This window comes from Alkalibacterium olivapovliticus (assembly GCF_003003275.1).
Taxonomy (GTDB): Bacteria; Bacillota; Bacilli; order Lactobacillales; family Carnobacteriaceae_A; genus Alkalibacterium; species Alkalibacterium olivapovliticum.
The window spans coordinates 1-17,011 of record NZ_PVTO01000013.1 but is presented as its reverse complement, the minus strand read 5'-3'; the positions used below and the strand labels follow the sequence as shown (position 1 = coordinate 17,011).

21 protein-coding genes are annotated in these 17,011 nt (G+C 40.8%); 5 read left to right on the top strand and 16 right to left on the bottom strand.

Annotation, left to right across the window (positions count from 1 at the left end):
* Positions 1-10: 10 nt before the first annotated feature.
* Positions 11-901, bottom strand: a complete 891-nt coding sequence (gene murQ, locus CLV38_RS07740) for an N-acetylmuramic acid 6-phosphate etherase (RefSeq protein ID WP_106193667.1) — start codon at positions 899-901, stop codon at positions 11-13.
* Positions 902-1,747 (bottom strand): MurR/RpiR family transcriptional regulator, encoded by an 846-nt coding sequence (locus CLV38_RS07735; RefSeq protein ID WP_106193665.1) that lies wholly within the window; start codon positions 1,745-1,747, stop codon positions 902-904. It lies immediately after the preceding gene.
* A 225-nt stretch (positions 1,748-1,972) separates the two neighbouring features.
* On the opposite strand from CLV38_RS07735, the gene CLV38_RS07730 reads away from it, so the two are divergent.
* From CLV38_RS07730 to CLV38_RS07720, 3 genes are all read left to right on the top strand, one after another.
* On the top strand, positions 1,973-3,508 hold the full coding sequence (locus CLV38_RS07730; protein WP_211295439.1) for an AbgT family transporter: 1,536 nt from the start codon (positions 1,973-1,975) through the stop codon (positions 3,506-3,508).
* Between the two features lie 191 nt (positions 3,509-3,699).
* Positions 3,700-4,860, top strand: a complete 1,161-nt coding sequence (locus tag CLV38_RS07725) for an MFS transporter (protein ID WP_211295438.1) — start codon at positions 3,700-3,702, stop codon at positions 4,858-4,860.
* 89 nt (positions 4,861-4,949) lie between these two features.
* Positions 4,950-5,429 (top strand): cupin domain-containing protein, encoded by a 480-nt coding sequence (locus tag CLV38_RS07720; protein ID WP_106193660.1) that lies wholly within the window; start codon positions 4,950-4,952, stop codon positions 5,427-5,429.
* Positions 5,430-5,450: 21 nt separating this feature from the next.
* On the opposite strand, the gene CLV38_RS07715 is transcribed toward CLV38_RS07720, so the two are convergent.
* From CLV38_RS07715 to CLV38_RS13735, 9 genes are all read right to left on the bottom strand, one after another.
* On the bottom strand, positions 5,451-5,843 hold the full coding sequence (locus CLV38_RS07715; protein WP_106193657.1) for a VOC family protein: 393 nt from the start codon (positions 5,841-5,843) through the stop codon (positions 5,451-5,453).
* Between the two features lie 54 nt (positions 5,844-5,897).
* Positions 5,898-6,758, bottom strand: a complete 861-nt coding sequence (locus CLV38_RS07710; RefSeq protein WP_106193655.1) for an alpha/beta fold hydrolase — start codon at positions 6,756-6,758, stop codon at positions 5,898-5,900.
* 219 nt (positions 6,759-6,977) lie between these two features.
* Positions 6,978-7,835 (bottom strand): DMT family transporter, encoded by an 858-nt coding sequence (locus CLV38_RS07705; RefSeq protein ID WP_106193652.1) that lies wholly within the window; start codon positions 7,833-7,835, stop codon positions 6,978-6,980.
* Between the two features lie 292 nt (positions 7,836-8,127).
* Positions 8,128-9,171 carry a zinc-dependent alcohol dehydrogenase family protein gene (locus CLV38_RS07700; protein ID WP_106193650.1) on the bottom strand — a complete coding sequence of 348 codons (1,044 nt, stop codon included), beginning with the start codon at positions 9,169-9,171 and terminating at the stop codon, positions 8,128-8,130.
* A gap of 216 nt (positions 9,172-9,387) precedes the next feature.
* Positions 9,388-10,092 (bottom strand): hydroxyacylglutathione hydrolase, encoded by a 705-nt coding sequence (gene gloB, locus CLV38_RS07695; RefSeq protein WP_106193647.1) that lies wholly within the window; start codon positions 10,090-10,092, stop codon positions 9,388-9,390.
* Between the two features lie 87 nt (positions 10,093-10,179).
* Positions 10,180-10,386 (bottom strand): hypothetical protein, encoded by a 207-nt coding sequence (locus CLV38_RS07690; RefSeq protein WP_106193644.1) that lies wholly within the window; start codon positions 10,384-10,386, stop codon positions 10,180-10,182.
* Positions 10,387-10,460: 74 nt separating this feature from the next.
* Positions 10,461-10,676 (bottom strand): hypothetical protein, encoded by a 216-nt coding sequence (locus tag CLV38_RS07685; protein WP_106193641.1) that lies wholly within the window; start codon positions 10,674-10,676, stop codon positions 10,461-10,463.
* Positions 10,677-10,759: 83 nt separating this feature from the next.
* Positions 10,760-11,317, bottom strand: a complete 558-nt coding sequence (locus CLV38_RS07680) for a GNAT family N-acetyltransferase (RefSeq protein WP_106193639.1) — start codon at positions 11,315-11,317, stop codon at positions 10,760-10,762.
* A gap of 87 nt (positions 11,318-11,404) precedes the next feature.
* On the bottom strand, positions 11,405-11,569 hold the full coding sequence (locus CLV38_RS13735; RefSeq protein ID WP_170068846.1) for a hypothetical protein: 165 nt from the start codon (positions 11,567-11,569) through the stop codon (positions 11,405-11,407).
* Positions 11,570-11,722: 153 nt separating this feature from the next.
* Here CLV38_RS13735 and CLV38_RS07675 point away from each other — a divergent pair, with 153 nt between their 5' ends.
* Positions 11,723-12,052: a hypothetical protein gene (locus tag CLV38_RS07675; RefSeq protein WP_106193636.1), complete on the top strand. Its 330-nt coding sequence runs from the start codon at positions 11,723-11,725 to the stop codon at positions 12,050-12,052.
* A 9-nt stretch (positions 12,053-12,061) separates the two neighbouring features.
* Here CLV38_RS07675 and CLV38_RS07670 read toward each other — a convergent pair whose 3' ends face one another.
* Positions 12,062-12,457 carry a hypothetical protein gene (locus CLV38_RS07670; protein ID WP_106193634.1) on the bottom strand — a complete coding sequence of 132 codons (396 nt, stop codon included), beginning with the start codon at positions 12,455-12,457 and terminating at the stop codon, positions 12,062-12,064.
* A gap of 290 nt (positions 12,458-12,747) precedes the next feature.
* Between CLV38_RS07670 and fabV the strand changes: the two genes are divergently transcribed.
* On the top strand, positions 12,748-13,944 hold the full coding sequence (gene fabV, locus CLV38_RS07665; RefSeq protein ID WP_211295437.1) for an enoyl-ACP reductase FabV: 1,197 nt from the start codon (positions 12,748-12,750) through the stop codon (positions 13,942-13,944).
* Positions 13,945-14,220: 276 nt separating this feature from the next.
* On the opposite strand, the gene CLV38_RS07660 is transcribed toward fabV, so the two are convergent.
* From CLV38_RS07660 to CLV38_RS07645, 4 genes are all read right to left on the bottom strand, one after another.
* Positions 14,221-14,529 carry an MGMT family protein gene (locus tag CLV38_RS07660; RefSeq protein ID WP_106193631.1) on the bottom strand — a complete coding sequence of 103 codons (309 nt, stop codon included), beginning with the start codon at positions 14,527-14,529 and terminating at the stop codon, positions 14,221-14,223.
* 74 nt (positions 14,530-14,603) lie between these two features.
* Positions 14,604-14,927 carry a hypothetical protein gene (locus tag CLV38_RS07655; RefSeq protein ID WP_106193628.1) on the bottom strand — a complete coding sequence of 108 codons (324 nt, stop codon included), beginning with the start codon at positions 14,925-14,927 and terminating at the stop codon, positions 14,604-14,606.
* Between the two features lie 93 nt (positions 14,928-15,020).
* Entirely contained in the window at positions 15,021-15,623 is a 603-nt protein-coding gene (locus tag CLV38_RS07650) for a hypothetical protein (RefSeq protein WP_106193625.1), read from the bottom strand.
* A gap of 364 nt (positions 15,624-15,987) precedes the next feature.
* A complete protein-coding gene (locus CLV38_RS07645; RefSeq protein WP_106193622.1) occupies positions 15,988-16,848 on the bottom strand; it encodes a DegV family protein in 861 nt (286 codons plus the stop codon).
* Positions 16,849-17,011: the final 163 nt, after the last annotated feature.

Here is a 17,011-nt window from a genome sequence, read left to right as displayed (position 1 = left end):
TCTCCTTTTCTTATAAAGCTTTTCTAATATGTCCTCTTGTTTCTTCCAGCTTTTCAACAGCAGAGTCTTTGTCCGTATTTAATAAAATCATAATAATGGCAACTTTTACTTTCCCGTCACTCTCTGCTAAAGCACGCCGGGCTGTTTCTCTGTCTGTGTCCGTCGCTTTCATAACGATGTTCTCAGCTCTAGAAATCAGTTTTTCATTTGTTGGCTGAACATCCACCATCAAATTCTTGTACACTTTTCCGATGCCAACCATTGAAATAGTTGACAGCATATTCAAAATCATTTTCTGCGTAGAGCCCGCTTTCAGTCGTGTTGATCCCGTCAGCACTTCTGGTCCGGGTACGGCTTCAATTGCTATGTTTGCTTCATTTCCTATTGCGCTGTTTTTATTGCAGGCAATCGCTATAGTGGGTGTTCTCAGTTCATTTGCATAGCGCAATGCCCCGATAACATACGGTGTCCGTCCGCTTGCTGCCAGGCCGACAACCACATCGTTTACGTTTAATTCTATAGCCTGTAAATCTTCCTTACCCATTTCTTTACTGTCTTCTGATCCTTCGATTGCTTCAGTCAATGCTGTTTTACCCCCGGCAATCAACCCGACGACCAGTTCTTTCGGTGTGCCAAATGTCGGTGGACATTCAGCTGCATCAAGTACCCCAAGGCGCCCGCTCGTCCCTGCACCTGTATAGATCAATCGTCCCCCTTTATTAAGTTGAGTGATAATAACGCGAACAGCTTCCTCAATTTCAGGAATCACCTCCTCAATTGCTTCCGCAACATGTTTATCTTCATTATTCATGACCGTCAAAGCCTCTTTGATACTCATTTCATCCAAATTCAGTGTGTTCTGATTCTGTTTCTCTGTTTCCATCTTACCTAATTCTACCATTTATTCCCGCTCCTTTTTGATTTGTGTTTTCTCCAGTATTTCCAGAGACTGTTCGTATTTTTTATTGATAAAACTTGTATATAAGATATCGATAACGTTCAGTTGAGCAATTCTGGAAGACATCGCCCCACTCCTGAAGCTGAATTCACTGGAGGCTACATACAGTGAATAGTCTGCTATCTTATTGATTGGAGACTCTTCATTTTTAGTAATAGAAATAACTTTTGCGCCATTTTCTTTAGCAACCTGTGCACACGTAATCATTTCCTTTGTCTGTCCAGAATAGGAAATAATCATCGCCACATCTTTTTCACTCATGTTTTTAGCCATCAGTAGCTGTGTATGCCAGTCTTCACTGACATAAGACATTTTGTTGATACGCGTAAATTTAAGTTGAGCATCCTTGGCAACTATTAATGACGCGCCAATTCCGAAAATAGAAAGCTTCTCACATGCCAGCATCTCTTCAACCGACGCCTTGATGACATCGATATCCATTAAATCTTCAGTTTCTTCTAATGAAAGAATGTTTTTGTGTGTGACCTTTCTGACGATTTCTTCGACCTCATCTGTTCTAGTCAAATCGGAGATATTTTTCTCTTTGTAATTCAAGCGGATTGCCTGTTCATAAAGTAAATCTTTTGAAAACTCCTTGTACCCTGAATACCCATTCTTTTTACATAAGCGGATAATCGTAGATGGAGAAGAAAAGGTCTTTTCTGCCAACTTGTAAATGGTTGAACGACTTGTTTCTTCCGGATTTTTTAGAATGAAATCAATGACTGCCATTTCTGTCGGACTTGCTTCACTCTTATATTCTTTGAGTCTGATTGTTGCGATAGCCATAGTCTAAGCACCTTCTTCTCCTTAATCTTATCAGTATAAAACTTAGTGTCAATGAAACGCTTACTTTGTGGAACATTGTACCACCAATTGATGTATTCCAATAACATTTATGAATATTCTATGAAACTTTTTTTGAAATATGCCTCTATTCCTTTGACACAGCCTTATTAATTACTTATATTTAGTTAGCGTGACTAATTAATTATCAGCAAAGGAGAAATTTTAGTGTCTAAAGAACAAAAAAAAGATCAGCGGTTTTTATCTGTAATCGAAAAGATTGGAAATAAGTTACCTGATCCGGCATTTTTATTCGTTTTACTTGCTCTTATTACCATTGCCGCATCAGCTCTTGCTGCCCAATTTGATCTGTCTGTCACCTACGAAGGGTTTAATGCGGAAACGGGCGAAATCGAATCCATCACAACAGCAGTGAATAATCTGCTGTCTATTGACGGTATTCATTATATGGTGACAAATGTTATTTCCAATTTCACTTCATTCTTCCCTCTGGGTCCGGTCTTTACGATTGTCCTTGGGGTCAGTGTGATGGAAGGAACTGGGATGTTATCCGTCTTACTTAGACGCATCGTCTCTAAAACGCCAAAGGCCTTTATTTCTGCCATGGTCGTATTTTTAGGCATCATGTCCAATATTGCATCATCTACTGGCTATATCGTCCTGGTACCGTTGGGTGCTATCATTTTTTTTGCCAGTAAACGTCACCCGATTGCCGGCCTGGCCGCTGCTTACGCTGGTGTCTCAGGAGGATGGACTGCCAACTTGCTGCTCGGGACAAACGATCCACTCTACGCCGGTATTTCAACTCAGGCTGCCAATATTCTAGACCCGAATTATATCGTTCACCCTACAGGAAACTGGTTCTTCATGGTCGCCTCCACTTTCCTGGTCACAATCATCGGGACCTATATTACCGATAAAATCGTCGAGCCTCGTCTGCCGAAGTATCATTTCTCGGATGATGATCAGGTCGACGCTATTACTCAACACGAAAAAAGAGGGCTGAAATTTGCAGGAATTGCTGAAGCGATTTTCCTGATCGTCATGGGTATCCTTGTTCTCCCTGAGAATGCCCTTTTGAGAAACCCTGAAACAGGAGAAATACTGACGTCTCCATTTATGACCGGTATTATATTCTTTATGATGGTCTTCTTCCTTGTACCCGGTATAGCTTACGGGATCGTCTCTAGACAAATCAAAAAGAGTAAAGATGTAACGGATCTGATGACAGAAGGCATTGCAGGTATCGCAAACTTTTTAGTGCTGATATTTTTTGCCGCCCAGTTCACTGCGTTCTTTGCACACTCTAACTTGGGAACGATTCTATCTGTCAATGGTGCACAACTACTGACCACGATTGGATTAACGGGTCTGCCTCTCTTATTGCTGTTTATTTTGCTGACAATGGTCATAAATATTATCATGCCGGTCGACACGGCTAAGTGGGTCATGATGGCCCCTATCTTTATCCCGATGTTCCTTCAGGTCGGGCTGTCTCCGGAAGTCACTCAACTGGCTTTTAGAATCGGAGACTCAACGACGAACATCATTACACCTCTTATGCCCTTCTTCGTCATGATTGTTGCTTATTTTGAGAAGTACGATGAAGATGCCGGTATTGGTTCAGTCGTGTCCACTATGCTGCCTTATTCTGGAGCATTCCTGGTCGGTTGGCTCATTTTGCTCACCGTCTGGTATGCACTTGGCCTGCCCATCGGACCTGGCGCACCCATCACACTATAAAAAAGGCAGTTCTCTCTTTTCAGGAGGGAACTGCTTCTTTTATGAGTAATACTTCAAACGGTGACAAACCTTTTGACTTCAGACTGTCCTTTGATTATATTTAGGAGATGATAAGCAATTAGCGCACACAGCCGCTACTGTCTTTTAGATTTGAGCTTATTCATATTACGTTAACTAACGGAGGATTAATTTTGAAAAAACTGTTTTTTATCTTGATTATTTACCTTACATACATAAGTCTTGGACTGCCTGATTCACTTTTAGGCGTGACCTGGCCGGAAATGATCAATGATTTTCCGGTCGAACAAAGTGCTGCGGGTCTCATCTCAATGGCTGTTGCTGTCTGTACCGTCATTTCGAGTCTGCAGACTCCTCGTCTCCTGAAGAAAATAGGGACAGGCAATCTTATTTTCACGAGTGTCCTGCTCACGTCTGTTGGACTGACTGGCTTTTCGTTGTCCCAGCATTTTTATTTTCTACTTATAGCAGCCATTCCCCTCGGTTTTGGGGCAGGAGCGATCGACACCTCTCTGAATGATTATGTCTCAGTCAACCTTGAAGCCTACCATATGAACTGGCTGCATGCGTTCTGGGGGATCGGTGCGACAATGGGCCCCCTGATTATGGGCTTCACTCTACGCAGTCAGTTTTCCTGGCGAATGGGGTATGTCATTATAGCCGTGATCCAGATGATGATCGCCCTCGTCTTGTTTCTGTCACTGCCATCATGGAAGAAGGATAAAGAGGTGCAGACCGGTACCCATAAAGAATCGTTCTCTATTCCGGCACTGATCAAAGACAGGGGTATCCTCTATTCCTTTCTGGCTTTTCTGGTCTATGTATCACTTGAGGGAACGGTTTTCCTATGGGGAAGTACGTATCTGATCACCACCAAAAACCTCACCCCTTCTACAGCCAGTTTCATCCTGTCAATTTTCTTTACGAGCCTGACACTGGGTCGTATCTTGTCCGGATTTGTCACGTTCTGGTTGTCGAATCAGAAGATGCTCTATGTCAGCTTTGGTATTCTGCTCCTCGGAATAATCGCCATGATGTTTGGTTCTACAGCTTTGCTGTATCTTGGATTGGGACTCATTGGCCTTGGCTGTGCCGCTATTTTCCCGACTATGATGCACGAAACGCCCCGTCGCTTTGGTGAAGCGAAATCCAGCAGTGTCATTGGAGTTCAGATAGCTTCAGGATCTATCGGCATCACTACACTACCTCCTTTATTTGGTGTATTATTCCAGAATATCAGTATGGAACTTTTTCCAGTTTTTCTGATACTTTTAACGCTCATGCTATCAGTACTGACTGTTAGAATTGAGAAAAGAACAGCAGCAGACCACTGAGTGTGCATCTAAGCCTATCCAAGAGGACTGAAAAGGAGTCATAAATAACCGTTAAAACGCTATATATCAACTTAAAAGGAGTGTTTCACGTGAAACGCGTTCAACAATGGATCGATGAGCTAGGATTGAAACCTCACCCTGAAGGCGGGTACTACAGACAGATTGAGCGGTCAGAAGAAACCTATTCTACTTCTTCAAAAAAACTACCGCTATACACCAGTATCTACTTTCTACTGACTGAGGATAGTCCCTCCCATTTTCACAGACTATCCTCAGACGAGATCTGGTTTTATCATGCAGGAAATCCGTTGACTGTTCATTCCCTGCAGCCTGACGGTTCATATAGTCAGACGATTCTAGGCTTGGACGGTCAATTGCAGTACACAGTGCCTGCTGGAACCATTTTTGGATCTTCTGTAGAAGAAGGTTACGCCTTAGTCAGCTGTACAGTCATTCCTGGTTTTGATTTTTCCGAGTTTACATTGTTTACGAAGAACGACTTACTGAATCGTTACCCGGAATACGAGGATATCATAAGAAAACTAGCTTACGACACTTTGCCTGAGTAAGGCTGTCGCAAGCTAGTTTTTTTAGCTTCTCATTTGAGGCGAATCTGGCTGCATCTCCATAAACTCCAGCCAGTTCCCGTCCGGATCTCTAATCCAGAACTGATAATTATTGTCTTTCCCTTTTGATACTTCTTGTGAAAACGGGATCCCTTTGTCTTTGACCCGCCCAGCAGCTTCATTTATATCATCCACTTCAAAACAGATATGATCCAGCTGATTCTTGTCTTCTTTTGAACCGTCATAGAAAAATTCAATAAATGAGTTTTCTGCAATCTTGACGTAGACGATCCAGGGCTCTCCTTCATCTGTGTCGAGATCGAATGATCGCTCGAACCCCAGTTTATCACAGTAAAATTCTAACGTCTTATCCATATCGACTACGTGAAATGCTTTATGGTGAATGCCTTTAATCATTTGACACACTCTTTTCTTTTTTAGTTTAGGTTAGTTTCTTATCTTTTCAACCCTCTAATCTGTCAGAAAGTCACTGATCATTATACTGACGCGGTCCGGTTGTTCATGATGGAGCCAATGCGTCGCATCACTGAGCAGAATTCCCCGTCCGTTGTCACAGAACTTCAGGCTTTCTGTGGCCATCTCTTTTCCTAGAAACTGATCATTTTCTCCCCAGATGATCTGAGTCGGAACGGTTACTTGTTTTGACACTTTAGAGGATGCCATATTTTTCGCATTGGCCCGATACCAGTTGAGCATCGACTGCATCGCTCTTGGTCTTGCCCATGCCTTTTTGTATTCGGTCAGATCCTCTTCACTGAAGGCTCCCTCATTGCTCGTTTTCTGCAACGCTTCGGCAGCATTTCTCCCGTTAGCGGACTTCAGCAGCTTCTCAGGTATACTGGGCAGCTGAAAGAATAGAATATATGAACTTTTGAGCAGTTGTGTGGGGTGCTTTTTAATATGATGACGCAGTGCTCCTGAATGAGGCGCATTCAAAATCACAAGCTTTTTGAGCAGTTCTGGATATGCTCTAGCCACTCTCCAGGCGACTATTCCTCCCCAGTCATGCCCGACCAGATAGACTTTTTCCTGTTTAGTCGCTTTGATCAGTCCCACCACATCTTTAACAAGCTGATTCATCTCGTAGTCATGCGTTTTCTTGGGCTTATCACTTAGATTATAGCCCCTCTGGTCCGGAGCCCATACGCGGTACCCCCTATTAGCCAGATAAGTGATTTGATGATGCCAGCCATACCAGAACTCCGGAAAACCGTGCAGCAGCAGAACGATTTCTCCATCCTCTGGACCGTGCTGCACAACATGTAAATTAATACCATTCGTTTCAACATAGCCGTGCTCAAACGCTTCCATTTTACTGTTGCCTCCTAAAGGTTAGTGACTTATTTATTATTATAGCATTACTGTCCGTTTAAATTCCTGTCTCGTTACTTAAAAGGGTTAGAGAGGTCTGATTAATAACAGCTATTGCTGGAGTATTGAAACCTAATCTGTACAAACAGGCAGACTCCTCTCCCCTTCTATACTGAGTGACATCAGACCTCCGTTTACGGTAAAGAATCGAGCTGGTTCTTATTCTTTTTTAAAGCTTAAAAATGTGACAGTAGCCAGTATGATACCCATTCCTATAAGCTGAATTCCTGTCAGTATTTCACTCAAAACCACCACGCCGAAAAGAGAAGCCGTGACTGGTTCTACCATCGCAGCAACCGACGCTGTGGATGGGGATGTCCGTTCTAAACCCTTTACGTACAAATAAAATGACAGACCCGCACCGAATAATCCCAGCAATACCACCCAGGCAATGTCAGGGGAGGACAGTACCGAAATGGTTTCACTGTAGTCAATGACAAACAGCATCAACAGAGAAAATGTAAGGAATGCTGCTGTCAGAACGTTTTGGGGTTTCCCGTGACGTGAGGCATATTTGAATCCAAACAGAAACAACGCATACGACACCCCTGCGCCTAATCCTGCAGCGATTCCAAGAAGCGTTACACTGTCAGAGTCAATGCTGTATACCTCAGTCATGAGGATAACTCCGGCTAACACACTTAAAATAGCCATACCTTTAAACAGTGTTGCCTTCTCAAGCTTAAATATAAACGAGATAAGAAGGACGAAAATGGGTGCTGTATACATTAATGTTGCTGCAACAGCTACACTGGCCTCTGATATACTGATATTATAAAATATGAAATTACCGGCTACACCAACGCCCGCAAGAATCGACCAGAGAATCAACTTCTTATTCCACCTGGTTGGTTTGATAGCGTACCAGATACTGATACAGATCAACCCTACGAATCCTCTATAAAAAGCAATAATAAGAGGATCCCAGCCTTTATCCATTAAAAAACCGCTCAACCCTCCAGAAAGGCCCCAAAATACAGCTGCCAAAATAACAAACCCTAATTCACCGATACTCATACACCTGTCCTCCATTTAAATACTGCATCATTGTTGTGAATCAGTTCGATAATGTAAACATATAAACTGTTCACGTTCTTTTAATCCTAATTAAATAACAATATAATTGCAAATGATTGACTCAAAATACAGTTAAATGGATACCCTTCACTGGTTGATTAGACCGTTTCATTTTTTTGGCTATAAAAGAGATCAGATAGTTTTTACACTACCTGATCTCTTCACCTCACCTTATTCAATAAGAAACCAGATACTGACTAAATCATCACAGCCGTCTTTTATTTAAACACAGTTACTCAAAATCAATTATCAGCTTCAGTGCCTTATTTTCTGCAGCATTTTCAAAGGTTTTGTACGCTTCCAAAATATCAGTAAAGTGGAAATGGTGAGTGACTAGTTCGTTAGGAACGAGTTTGCCCGCCTCTACCGTTTTAAGCAGCATAGGTGTCGTGTATGTGCTGACTAATCCAGTAGAAAGGTTGATATTCTTGATCCATAATGTTTCCAGATGGAGTTCAACACTTTCTCCATGTACACCAATAACGGCAACTCTACCGCCTGGTGCGACAATTTTCTGACAAATATCAAAGGTCTGTGGATACCCTACAGCTTCCATTGCCACATCTACCCCAATGCCGTCAGTCAGATCCATGATTTGTTTGATTGCTTCTTCTGGATCTTTAGAATTAATCGTATGCGTTGCGCCAAACTGTTTTGACATCTCAAGACGGTTGTCATCCAGATCCACCATGATGAGTTTACCGGGGGAGTAGAATTGTGCCGTCAAAAGAGCTGCCATCCCAATCGGTCCAGAACCAATGATGGCTACTATCGACCCAGGCTCCACTTGTCCTGACAGAACGCCAATTTCTAAGCCTGTCGGGAAAATATCGCTGAGCATGACCAGACTGTCATCATCGATTCCTTTCGGTACATGATGCAGACTATTATCTGCATGCGGAATCCTGACATACTCCGCCTGAGTTCCGTCTATTAAGTGCCCTAAAATCCATCCCCCATCTTCACAGTGAGCATAGAGCCCTTTCTTACAGTAGTGACACTTGCCACATGAGGTAATACATGAAATCAATACTTTATCTCCAACTTTGAAGTTTGATACCCCACTACCAACATCTTCAACCACTCCGATCCCTTCATGTCCAATAGTCGATCCCTTTGGTACTTCAGGAACGTGACCTGCTAGTATGTGTAAATCTGTTCCGCAAATCGTTGTTTTCACCAATCGTATCACTGCATCAGTACTGTTTTGGATCTGGGGTTTGTCCTTGTCAACGAGTTGCTTCTGATTAACATCAACAAATGATAACGCCTTCATTTTATCCCTCCTGTAATGTGGTATGTAAGGAATAGATAGGCGGTTGATGAAAACGTTCATCTTACCCTCATTATATCAGAGCGCTTCAAGATTCATACTAAATGCACTCGACATTGTGCTTTTTTTCACTATTTTTTTGGAAGGTATCAAAATTAAAAGAATCGAGGGATTTTTAAAGATTTCCCCGATCCTTTCTTTGCTTCTTTCACAGTGAACTTAGCTGAATTGATCTCGAGCCGTTCTCAATAAAGCGAAATCCTCTACGTTTTCTGCCTGCATCAGCAAGTTGATTCGCCTTTCCTTCCCAATCGTTGACGGCAAAGTGGGGATATCCTTCTCTCTCAGACGATTAACCTCATCCAGCTCCTCATTGATAGCTTGGTTTGAAGGCTCAACAGACTGCGCAAAGCGCAAATTCGTCTGTGTGTACTCATGTCCGGCATAGACGTGTACTTTATCATCCAACTGACTAAACGTCTGTAGCGCATCATATTGTGCCTGATAATCGCCTGTGAATACACGCCCGCATCCTCCTGAGAACAAGGCATCTCCACAAAACAGACTGTCTCCCGTCAGAAAGCTAATATGCTCATGAGAATGACCGGCTGTTTTAAGCACATGGAAGCTGTGGCACAGTAATGTAAAGAAGTCACCATCTTCAACGACATGGTCCGCTAAACGCTCTGTTTCTTTTGGTCCATAGACCGGCGTCTCCGGGAACGCTGTTAAAATAGCCCTTACTCCACCGATATGGTCATCATGTTCATGCGTTAAAAGAATAGCGTGCAGATTCAGCTGATTGTCCTTCAAATAGCGTAAAACACCTTCACTTTCTCCAGGATCAACTACAATGGCATCCTGTTTTTCTTCAATGACCCAGATATAATTATCCGAAAATGCTTTTACAGGTGTAATGTTCATTCCTATCTCTCCTCTTCTAAAGTCGTTTCACCAGGCAGTCACTTTTAATGCCTCTTCTAAAAATAGGGGGGACTCATAACCTTCGAACTAAAGATCATCATTCTCCTGATCATCTTTTTTATTTTTTCTGTTTAAAAATTTGAAGACCAAAATAGCAGGAACCCAAAATAAAAGAATATTTTCTAGCCAGGATACTATATTAAAAGACCCATGCAACCAATAACCAGCGGCCACACTCATTGTCACATACACAACGAGAAACGTAAGGAAATATTTAAAATCACGCTTAAACATGTTTGCCTCCTTTGGTTACGATAATACACGCTGAATTTCATTCAGTAATGTGCAGCATTCCTATAGAAAAAAAGTCAGCTATTCGTAACGAATTTCAGCTCTTTATCCCCTATGAAAATAATTTTGATGTTCCAGCGCGGGTTAAACACCAGCTGATCATTTATAACTTCAGCTGTAATATGTATATCATCGTCCCCCGGTGTCAACAGTGCCATTCTCTGCATTTCATCATCCAGATAGAGTTTTAAATTATCTGAAAAGTGAAACTTCCAACCAAAAAATTCAATCATCATAGACCTCCTCTATAGCTATTTTTCTTTACTAAAGCGTTCGACAGTCATAACTATTACCAGATTCTAAAATCGTACCTTCTTTAAGTAGAAAGAACGTCTTCTTTTAATAGCTCATATGTCATGATATCACAGATGCCTCTGTTGTTGACGGCTACTTGTCGTCTTAAGCCAGTGTAAATGAAACCGGACTTTACTAACACTTGTCCGGATCCTTCGTTTCTTGGATCAATATGAGCTTCTACCCGATTAATACCGACTCGGTCAAACAAGAAACTGACCACTGTTTGAACTGCCTCAGTTGTCAATCCATTCCTCCAGTAACTTTTGCCGATACAGTAGCCAATTTCCGCGGATTCCACCCTTGAATCTAATGAAACGACACTAATACTCCCTACAGGAACCTCATCTTCTTTCAACTCAATACACCACCTGTATGTATCCAGTTCTTTGTATTGTGATACCCAGTGCTTTAGCAAAGAACGTGTCTCATCAGTATTTCGATGAGCAGGCCAGGTCAAATACTGAGTAACGTCTTCATCCTTCGCCCAGTTTTCATACATTAAATCTGCATCTTCCACAGTAAACTTTCTTAGCAGCAATCGATTGGACTCTAATGTTTCAGTTCCTTTATGTTTCATGCAGTCACTCCTCTCTCATTTTTCTCCAAGATTTAAGCAGTCCTTATATGACTCGCGCTTGATTCACAGTACAAGGGATACTCTTTTTTACGAATTCATAAAATACATTAGTATGAAACCCAAAAACACCAGAATAATCATGACAGTGATGATTGTGAGGAACAAAAACACTCCGAACCAAGACGACGCTTTGCCTTTTGAGATCTCCTCCATCAGTTTATCCTCTTTTACTTTCTGATTTTGCTCATTCATCACAGCACACTCCTTAATGAGGTATTATTTTTTAGTGTACTCCAAATTCCACTTTCATTCGCAGCTGTTTGGTCTAGTAGTCTATAAAAAGAGTATGATTCTTACCTTTAAGGGATTATAATAGGACTGACTTAAACCTAAGGAGATGATAAAATGATGCCTGACTTTATTGATTACGGTTGGCTTAACATAGGCAGCCTGATTTTTGGAATAATAGCCTGGTCTATTCCCGCTTCTAGTATCTTGAACACGAAAAAGATAGAGCGTCCTATTTCTGTTAAAGTTTTGCTTAGTTTAAGTGCTTGTGCAACTGCCTTGTGGTTTCAACTAGCCTATACTACTTATTTAGTCCAGATTCAAGACTGGGGAGCACTAGAAGATACGACATTTACTCTAAACTGGGGAGCCGCTATACTCCTAGTCGTAACTATTGGCTTAAATATACTGAGTTTGAAACAACAGATGCAAAGAGTTCATACGTAGCGATTTAGTCTACTTCTTCTGTTTCCTGTTGAAAAATATAAAATCAGAGAAACCAATTCCAAACGATACGCCCAAGCTTATAGACAGCGTTCTGACTAAATCAGTTGATTCAGGTCTAAAGAGATAAGTTAATGTATACGTTAAGGTGCCAACTAGTATAAACAGACAAAGGAATACAACTGCCCTTTTTCTTATATCTGCCCATTTGACATTAACCAGATTCATGATAAAAGTGACAGGTATGTAAACTAACATAAAAAATGTAAAAAAGAGGTAGCCGAGCACAAAGTTAAATGCACTATCGCTCCCTATATCCTTATACGCTATAAATAGTGATACGGCAGTTGCTATTAAATACGTGGCGTAGAGCGTTTGCGTTAAACCTATTTGTCTATTCCTTCTCATCTTTTCCCTCTTTTACGGTAAATGCTGATTAGTATACCAGTCTAATGGTTAGCCTATTATGATAGTCAGATTATAGCATTTTTAATTCGGAAACAAAATCTGCTTTAGTTCAGTCTAGCAGATTTTGATCCCTTTCGTACCCTTTCACAATCAAAAGTATATTATCCCCTATTGCATTGCTAATCGTGCAATCAATATCACAATTTACTTTGATATTCAAAATAATTTCTAAATAGCCATTTTTTCTGCTATTATATTCCTATAACAAGTTACTAGGGGGAAAATTAATTATGGTGCAATTCAAGCAGAATATTCGGGGTAATGTGGCCTTAGGGGTCAATCCACTTGGCCTTAAACAAGAAGTGTTAAATGAAATCGACTATGTAAAAAATAAAGGACCCTATGAAGCTCCTAAAAAGGTGTTGATCATTGGTGCGTCATCCAGCTACGGTTTAGCGACACGAATTAGTCTGGCTTTCGGTGCAGGAGCAGATACGATCGGCCTGTCTTATGAAAAAGGACCAAAAAGCGAACGGAATCTGGGAACTGCCGGTTGGTACAACAACATTGCCTTTAAAGAAGAAGCTGAAAAAGAAGGCTTGATTGCTAAAAATTTCGTGATGGATGCCTTTAGCCATGAAAGCAAACAGGAGGTCATTGATTACATAAAGAACGAATTTGGCGGCAAAGTTGATTTAGTCGTTTACAGTTTGGCAAGCGGCCGACGAACTGATCCGGATACCGGCGAAACCTATATGTCATCAATTAAAGCGATTGGTGAGCCCGTAGTAGGACCGAACATCAACATGCAGAAACAGACCTTTTTTACAGAAACACTTGATCCGGCAACTGATCAGGAAATCCATGATACCGTTAAAGTCATGGGAGGAGAAGACTGGGAACTTTGGATGAGAGCGCTCAAAGAAGCAGATGTGCTGACTGAAGGTGTGCTGACAACGAATTACTCTTATCTGGGAACAGAATTGAACCACCCTTATTATGGTGGCGGAACACTTGGACGTGCAAAAGCGGATTGCGACGAAAAAGCAGACAACATCAACGCACTGCTGAAAGACATCAACGGAAAAGCTCTGATTGTCGTCGCTACTGCTGTTACGACTAAAGCCAGTTCAGTCATTCCCTTTTTCCCTGTCTATTGCATCGGACTTTACAAAATTATGGATGAAAAAGGGACCCACGAAACACCCATCATGCATCAGGACCGCATCTACCGTGAAATGATATACGGCAGTAATCCTGAATACGATGAAATGGGCCGTTTGAGACCCGACAGCTGGGAACTCGACAGCGACACGCAGGCTAAAACAAAAGAGTTGATCATGAAATTGAATGACGGCAACTTCAATTCTGATATGACTGCCTACGATATCTTTTATAAAGAATTTTCAAACTTAAGTGGCTTCATGGTCGATAACTATGAAGAACAGGACGTAACCATAGAAGAATTGAAAGCACTGGAGTATTAATTAACCTATAAACAGAGAAGTTCCGACCGGAAACCGGTCGGAACTTCTCTGTTTTCACGGTAATAGGCAAGAATTGATTCATCTCCACAAGGTAAAACGTCTTGATCTCAAGAAGTTTCCTAATAAATACAGGCTACTACTAAAGATTACATTTTATCTAAAGAAGTAGAGAGCTTTACCGTCCTGACTTCTGTCTAAATCTGCTTATCTTAAGAAGTTTTCCAATATTTTAATGCTACTCATTTAATAAGTGTCCTAACCGACCTATATGTTTAATCAACATTCCCATTGGTAAAGTTTAATAGCCACATGGGTTTCATTCTTCATCGGGACTCCTTCACCCTCCAGCAAACCTCTCTGTTCTTTCCAGCCAGGAGCCAGCCTTCCTGCCTGATTCACTACTCTGTGGCAAGGGTAACGCCCGTAAAATTCTGCCATACTCAACACGCGACCAATCAAGCGGGCATTTCTCTCTCGTCCGATCAGCCCGGCGATCTGCCCGTACGTCGCCACTTTCCCTACTGGAATTTCTTCGACCACTGAAAGGATTTCGTAAATCAACTCTTCGTTTAGTGTCCGGTTCATCTTTATTCACCTCAAACTTATAAATTCTGCTTACTAGTGAGCTTTCTGAGAAATAAGTGGACTTGATTTGATTTTCATTTTATAGCAAATTGATACGGCATATGGAGATCGTCAAGCCCGGTATTATCTAAAAATATACCTGTAATAACATATTTCTCCTTAGAATCAAACGTTTCTCTTACTCTATAGTCATAGATATACTCTTTATAGAATTCACCGATTTTTGAATCATAGCGTGTCTGTTCCGATACAATGCTAGTGTCCCAGGCATTGGCTGCTATTTGATTATCTATATAACTGATTTCTCTGTATTGGAATAAGAGAACAGAGCCAATAACAATAAATATAAGTATAAAGAATGAACCTATAACTAAAGTAGCTTTCTTTTTAGATAGCATACCGTTTTCCTCCATAGATCGAATGATTTATTGACAACTCTATAGCTGCTTCTTTCTTGGAATGAAGTGAACTACTCACCACTTAGCTAAACCTTAAATAACAAATTCAAAATCTGTATCTTTTTTAGATGGCAGACTATATTCCGTGAAAACAAAGTTATACTGTGACACATCATCAGGCAAAGCGGGCGATACAATGAAGGTATACGAGTGGTTACCTGAGTTCCCGCCTCCGCCTTCGTTTCGGCATTCAAATTGAGTATCCTCTGATTTTATTGAAAGTTTATAATGTTTAAATTCAGTATGGTCCCATTCAGACGATTCATCTGTAGCGTTACTGTTAATATTAAAATGGACCACACTTACATTTTCAAACTGACGAACTAAAGTGACCGAGTAAAAAGTATCCTTTTTTTCAATAGCCTTTAAGACCGGAATGTTTTTCTGAAAATTCTTAGGCTCTATAGCAGGTTTATAAAACTCTTCATTTAAAAAATCTGCAAATACATAGTTCAAAAACAGTTCCTCAAAATCGTATTTTTTTGACCAGTCTGTAATATAGTTTTTGGTTGGAAAACCAGGGTTGTTATCAGATAATTCTTTGCGTTGTTTAATAAGTCTACAGATTTGTTCATCTGTTTCTGATATGCGTTCATCATAGTAATCTGTGGGTGCTTCAAATCGAATTTGTTCCAATTTAATTGCTCCTTATGATTTTATAGTATAAATTTTCACACTACTCGCTCTATCTTATCCTTATTGAACTATCCCGTTATGATAGAGCTCTGTAGAACTAGTCCTGCTCTGCAAAATAAGTATCTACCGCATGCTTGAAAGAAGCTGTGAAGAAAGCGGTCGCCTTTTTACTGATATCTGCTGACTAGTTGATTATAGAGATACCCTCTGACTCTCAGTTCCTTGTCTATCATTTTTGCTGTTACTCTCATCAAAATACTCTCCTAGCAACACTAGTCATTGATTTTTTAGTGCCTTTTGATACACGTGCAGTCTCACCTTATAAGAAAAAAGCACCAAATCAGCCTGAAGGACTTGCCTTGATTTACATTGTTTCTTTTTCCATAAAGAACAGTGATAAGCCGCCTAAGCCGACATGTGTCCCGACTGCAACACCCATCTGCATGATATGGATAATCCCTGAAAAATCTGTTTTCAGCTTGATTCTGTCTTCAAGCTCCTTGGCAATGCTCTTTTCATTTGAATACCCGATAATAATGAAATTGGTCCAATCAGGGTCAACCCGTTTCTGAAATTCGTCCATATAATATTTCAGCGCTTTATTGGTGCCTCTTACTTTCGCCACGATGGCCCCTTTCGTCTCTTTCATGGACATAATCGGTTTGACTTGCAACAGACTGCCAATAAAGGCTCCCGCATTTGAAATACGGCCACTTTTTGTTAAGTTGTATAAGTCATCCACACATAAAAAGTGTTTCACGCGTTTCTTATGCGTTTCACAGAACTCTACTAACGCCTCAAATGTATAGCCTTCTTCAAGTAATTGTGCAGATTTTAGTATCAGCCAGCCACTTCCATGACTCATTGACCAGGAATCTACCACATGAACTTTCACATCTGTTCCTGTATATTTTTCATAAAATGACTCTCTTGCAATTTCTGCAGCCTGGTAAGACGCACTTGTTCCACTAGACATACAAATGCATAAAAACTCGGTATAGCCTTCTTTTAAAGCCTCTTCAATAAGCTTTAGGTAGACTTCTGGACTAGACGCTCCAGTCTTCGGTAGTTCTTTCATGTCAGGTAATCGTTCGAAAAATTCATCTGATGTGATATCTATTTTATCACGATAGTTAACGCCTTCAATTTCGATGTTTAAAGGAGCCACGCTAATATTATAGTGTTCCAATACCTCTTGTGATAAATCACACGTTGAGTCAGCCATAATGAGAGTGTAAAATATCTTGTGTAAATAGAAAAAAGGAAGCCCCTTCTGTAGAATAGAGTTACCACACTACATTCACAGAAAAGAGGACTTCCCTATGAACAATTTTACTACAGATATCTTACAGACTATAGCCACAAAAGGTGACTTAAACGAATTATTT

Excerpts from the sequence above, each read along its gene's own strand:
- murQ (WP_106193667.1), bottom strand. The coding sequence starts at position 901 with ATGGTAGAATTAGGTAAGATGGAAACAGAGAAACAGAATCAGAACACA.
- CLV38_RS07735 (WP_106193665.1), bottom strand. The coding sequence starts at position 1,747 with ATGGCTATCGCAACAATCAGACTCAAAGAATATAAGAGTGAAGCAAGT.
- CLV38_RS07715 (WP_106193657.1), bottom strand. The coding sequence starts at position 5,843 with ATGATTAAAGGCATTCACCATAAAGCATTTCACGTAGTCGATATGGAT.
- CLV38_RS07710 (WP_106193655.1), bottom strand. The coding sequence starts at position 6,758 with ATGGAAGCGTTTGAGCACGGCTATGTTGAAACGAATGGTATTAATTTA.
- CLV38_RS07705 (WP_106193652.1), bottom strand. The coding sequence starts at position 7,835 with ATGAGTATCGGTGAATTAGGGTTTGTTATTTTGGCAGCTGTATTTTGG.
- CLV38_RS07700 (WP_106193650.1), bottom strand. The coding sequence starts at position 9,171 with ATGAAGGCGTTATCATTTGTTGATGTTAATCAGAAGCAACTCGTTGAC.
- gloB (WP_106193647.1), bottom strand. The coding sequence starts at position 10,092 with ATGAACATTACACCTGTAAAAGCATTTTCGGATAATTATATCTGGGTC.
- CLV38_RS07690 (WP_106193644.1), bottom strand. The coding sequence starts at position 10,386 with ATGTTTAAGCGTGATTTTAAATATTTCCTTACGTTTCTCGTTGTGTAT.
- CLV38_RS07685 (WP_106193641.1), bottom strand. The coding sequence starts at position 10,676 with ATGATTGAATTTTTTGGTTGGAAGTTTCACTTTTCAGATAATTTAAAA.
- CLV38_RS07680 (WP_106193639.1), bottom strand. The coding sequence starts at position 11,317 with ATGAAACATAAAGGAACTGAAACATTAGAGTCCAATCGATTGCTGCTA.
- CLV38_RS13735 (WP_170068846.1), bottom strand. The coding sequence starts at position 11,569 with ATGAATGAGCAAAATCAGAAAGTAAAAGAGGATAAACTGATGGAGGAG.
- CLV38_RS07675 (WP_106193636.1), top strand. The coding sequence starts at position 11,723 with ATGATGCCTGACTTTATTGATTACGGTTGGCTTAACATAGGCAGCCTG.
- CLV38_RS07670 (WP_106193634.1), bottom strand. The coding sequence starts at position 12,457 with ATGAGAAGGAATAGACAAATAGGTTTAACGCAAACGCTCTACGCCACG.
- fabV (WP_211295437.1), top strand. The coding sequence starts at position 12,748 with ATGGTGCAATTCAAGCAGAATATTCGGGGTAATGTGGCCTTAGGGGTC.
- CLV38_RS07660 (WP_106193631.1), bottom strand. The coding sequence starts at position 14,529 with ATGAACCGGACACTAAACGAAGAGTTGATTTACGAAATCCTTTCAGTG.
- CLV38_RS07655 (WP_106193628.1), bottom strand. The coding sequence starts at position 14,927 with ATGCTATCTAAAAAGAAAGCTACTTTAGTTATAGGTTCATTCTTTATA.
- CLV38_RS07645 (WP_106193622.1), bottom strand. The coding sequence starts at position 16,848 with ATGGCTGACTCAACGTGTGATTTATCACAAGAGGTATTGGAACACTAT.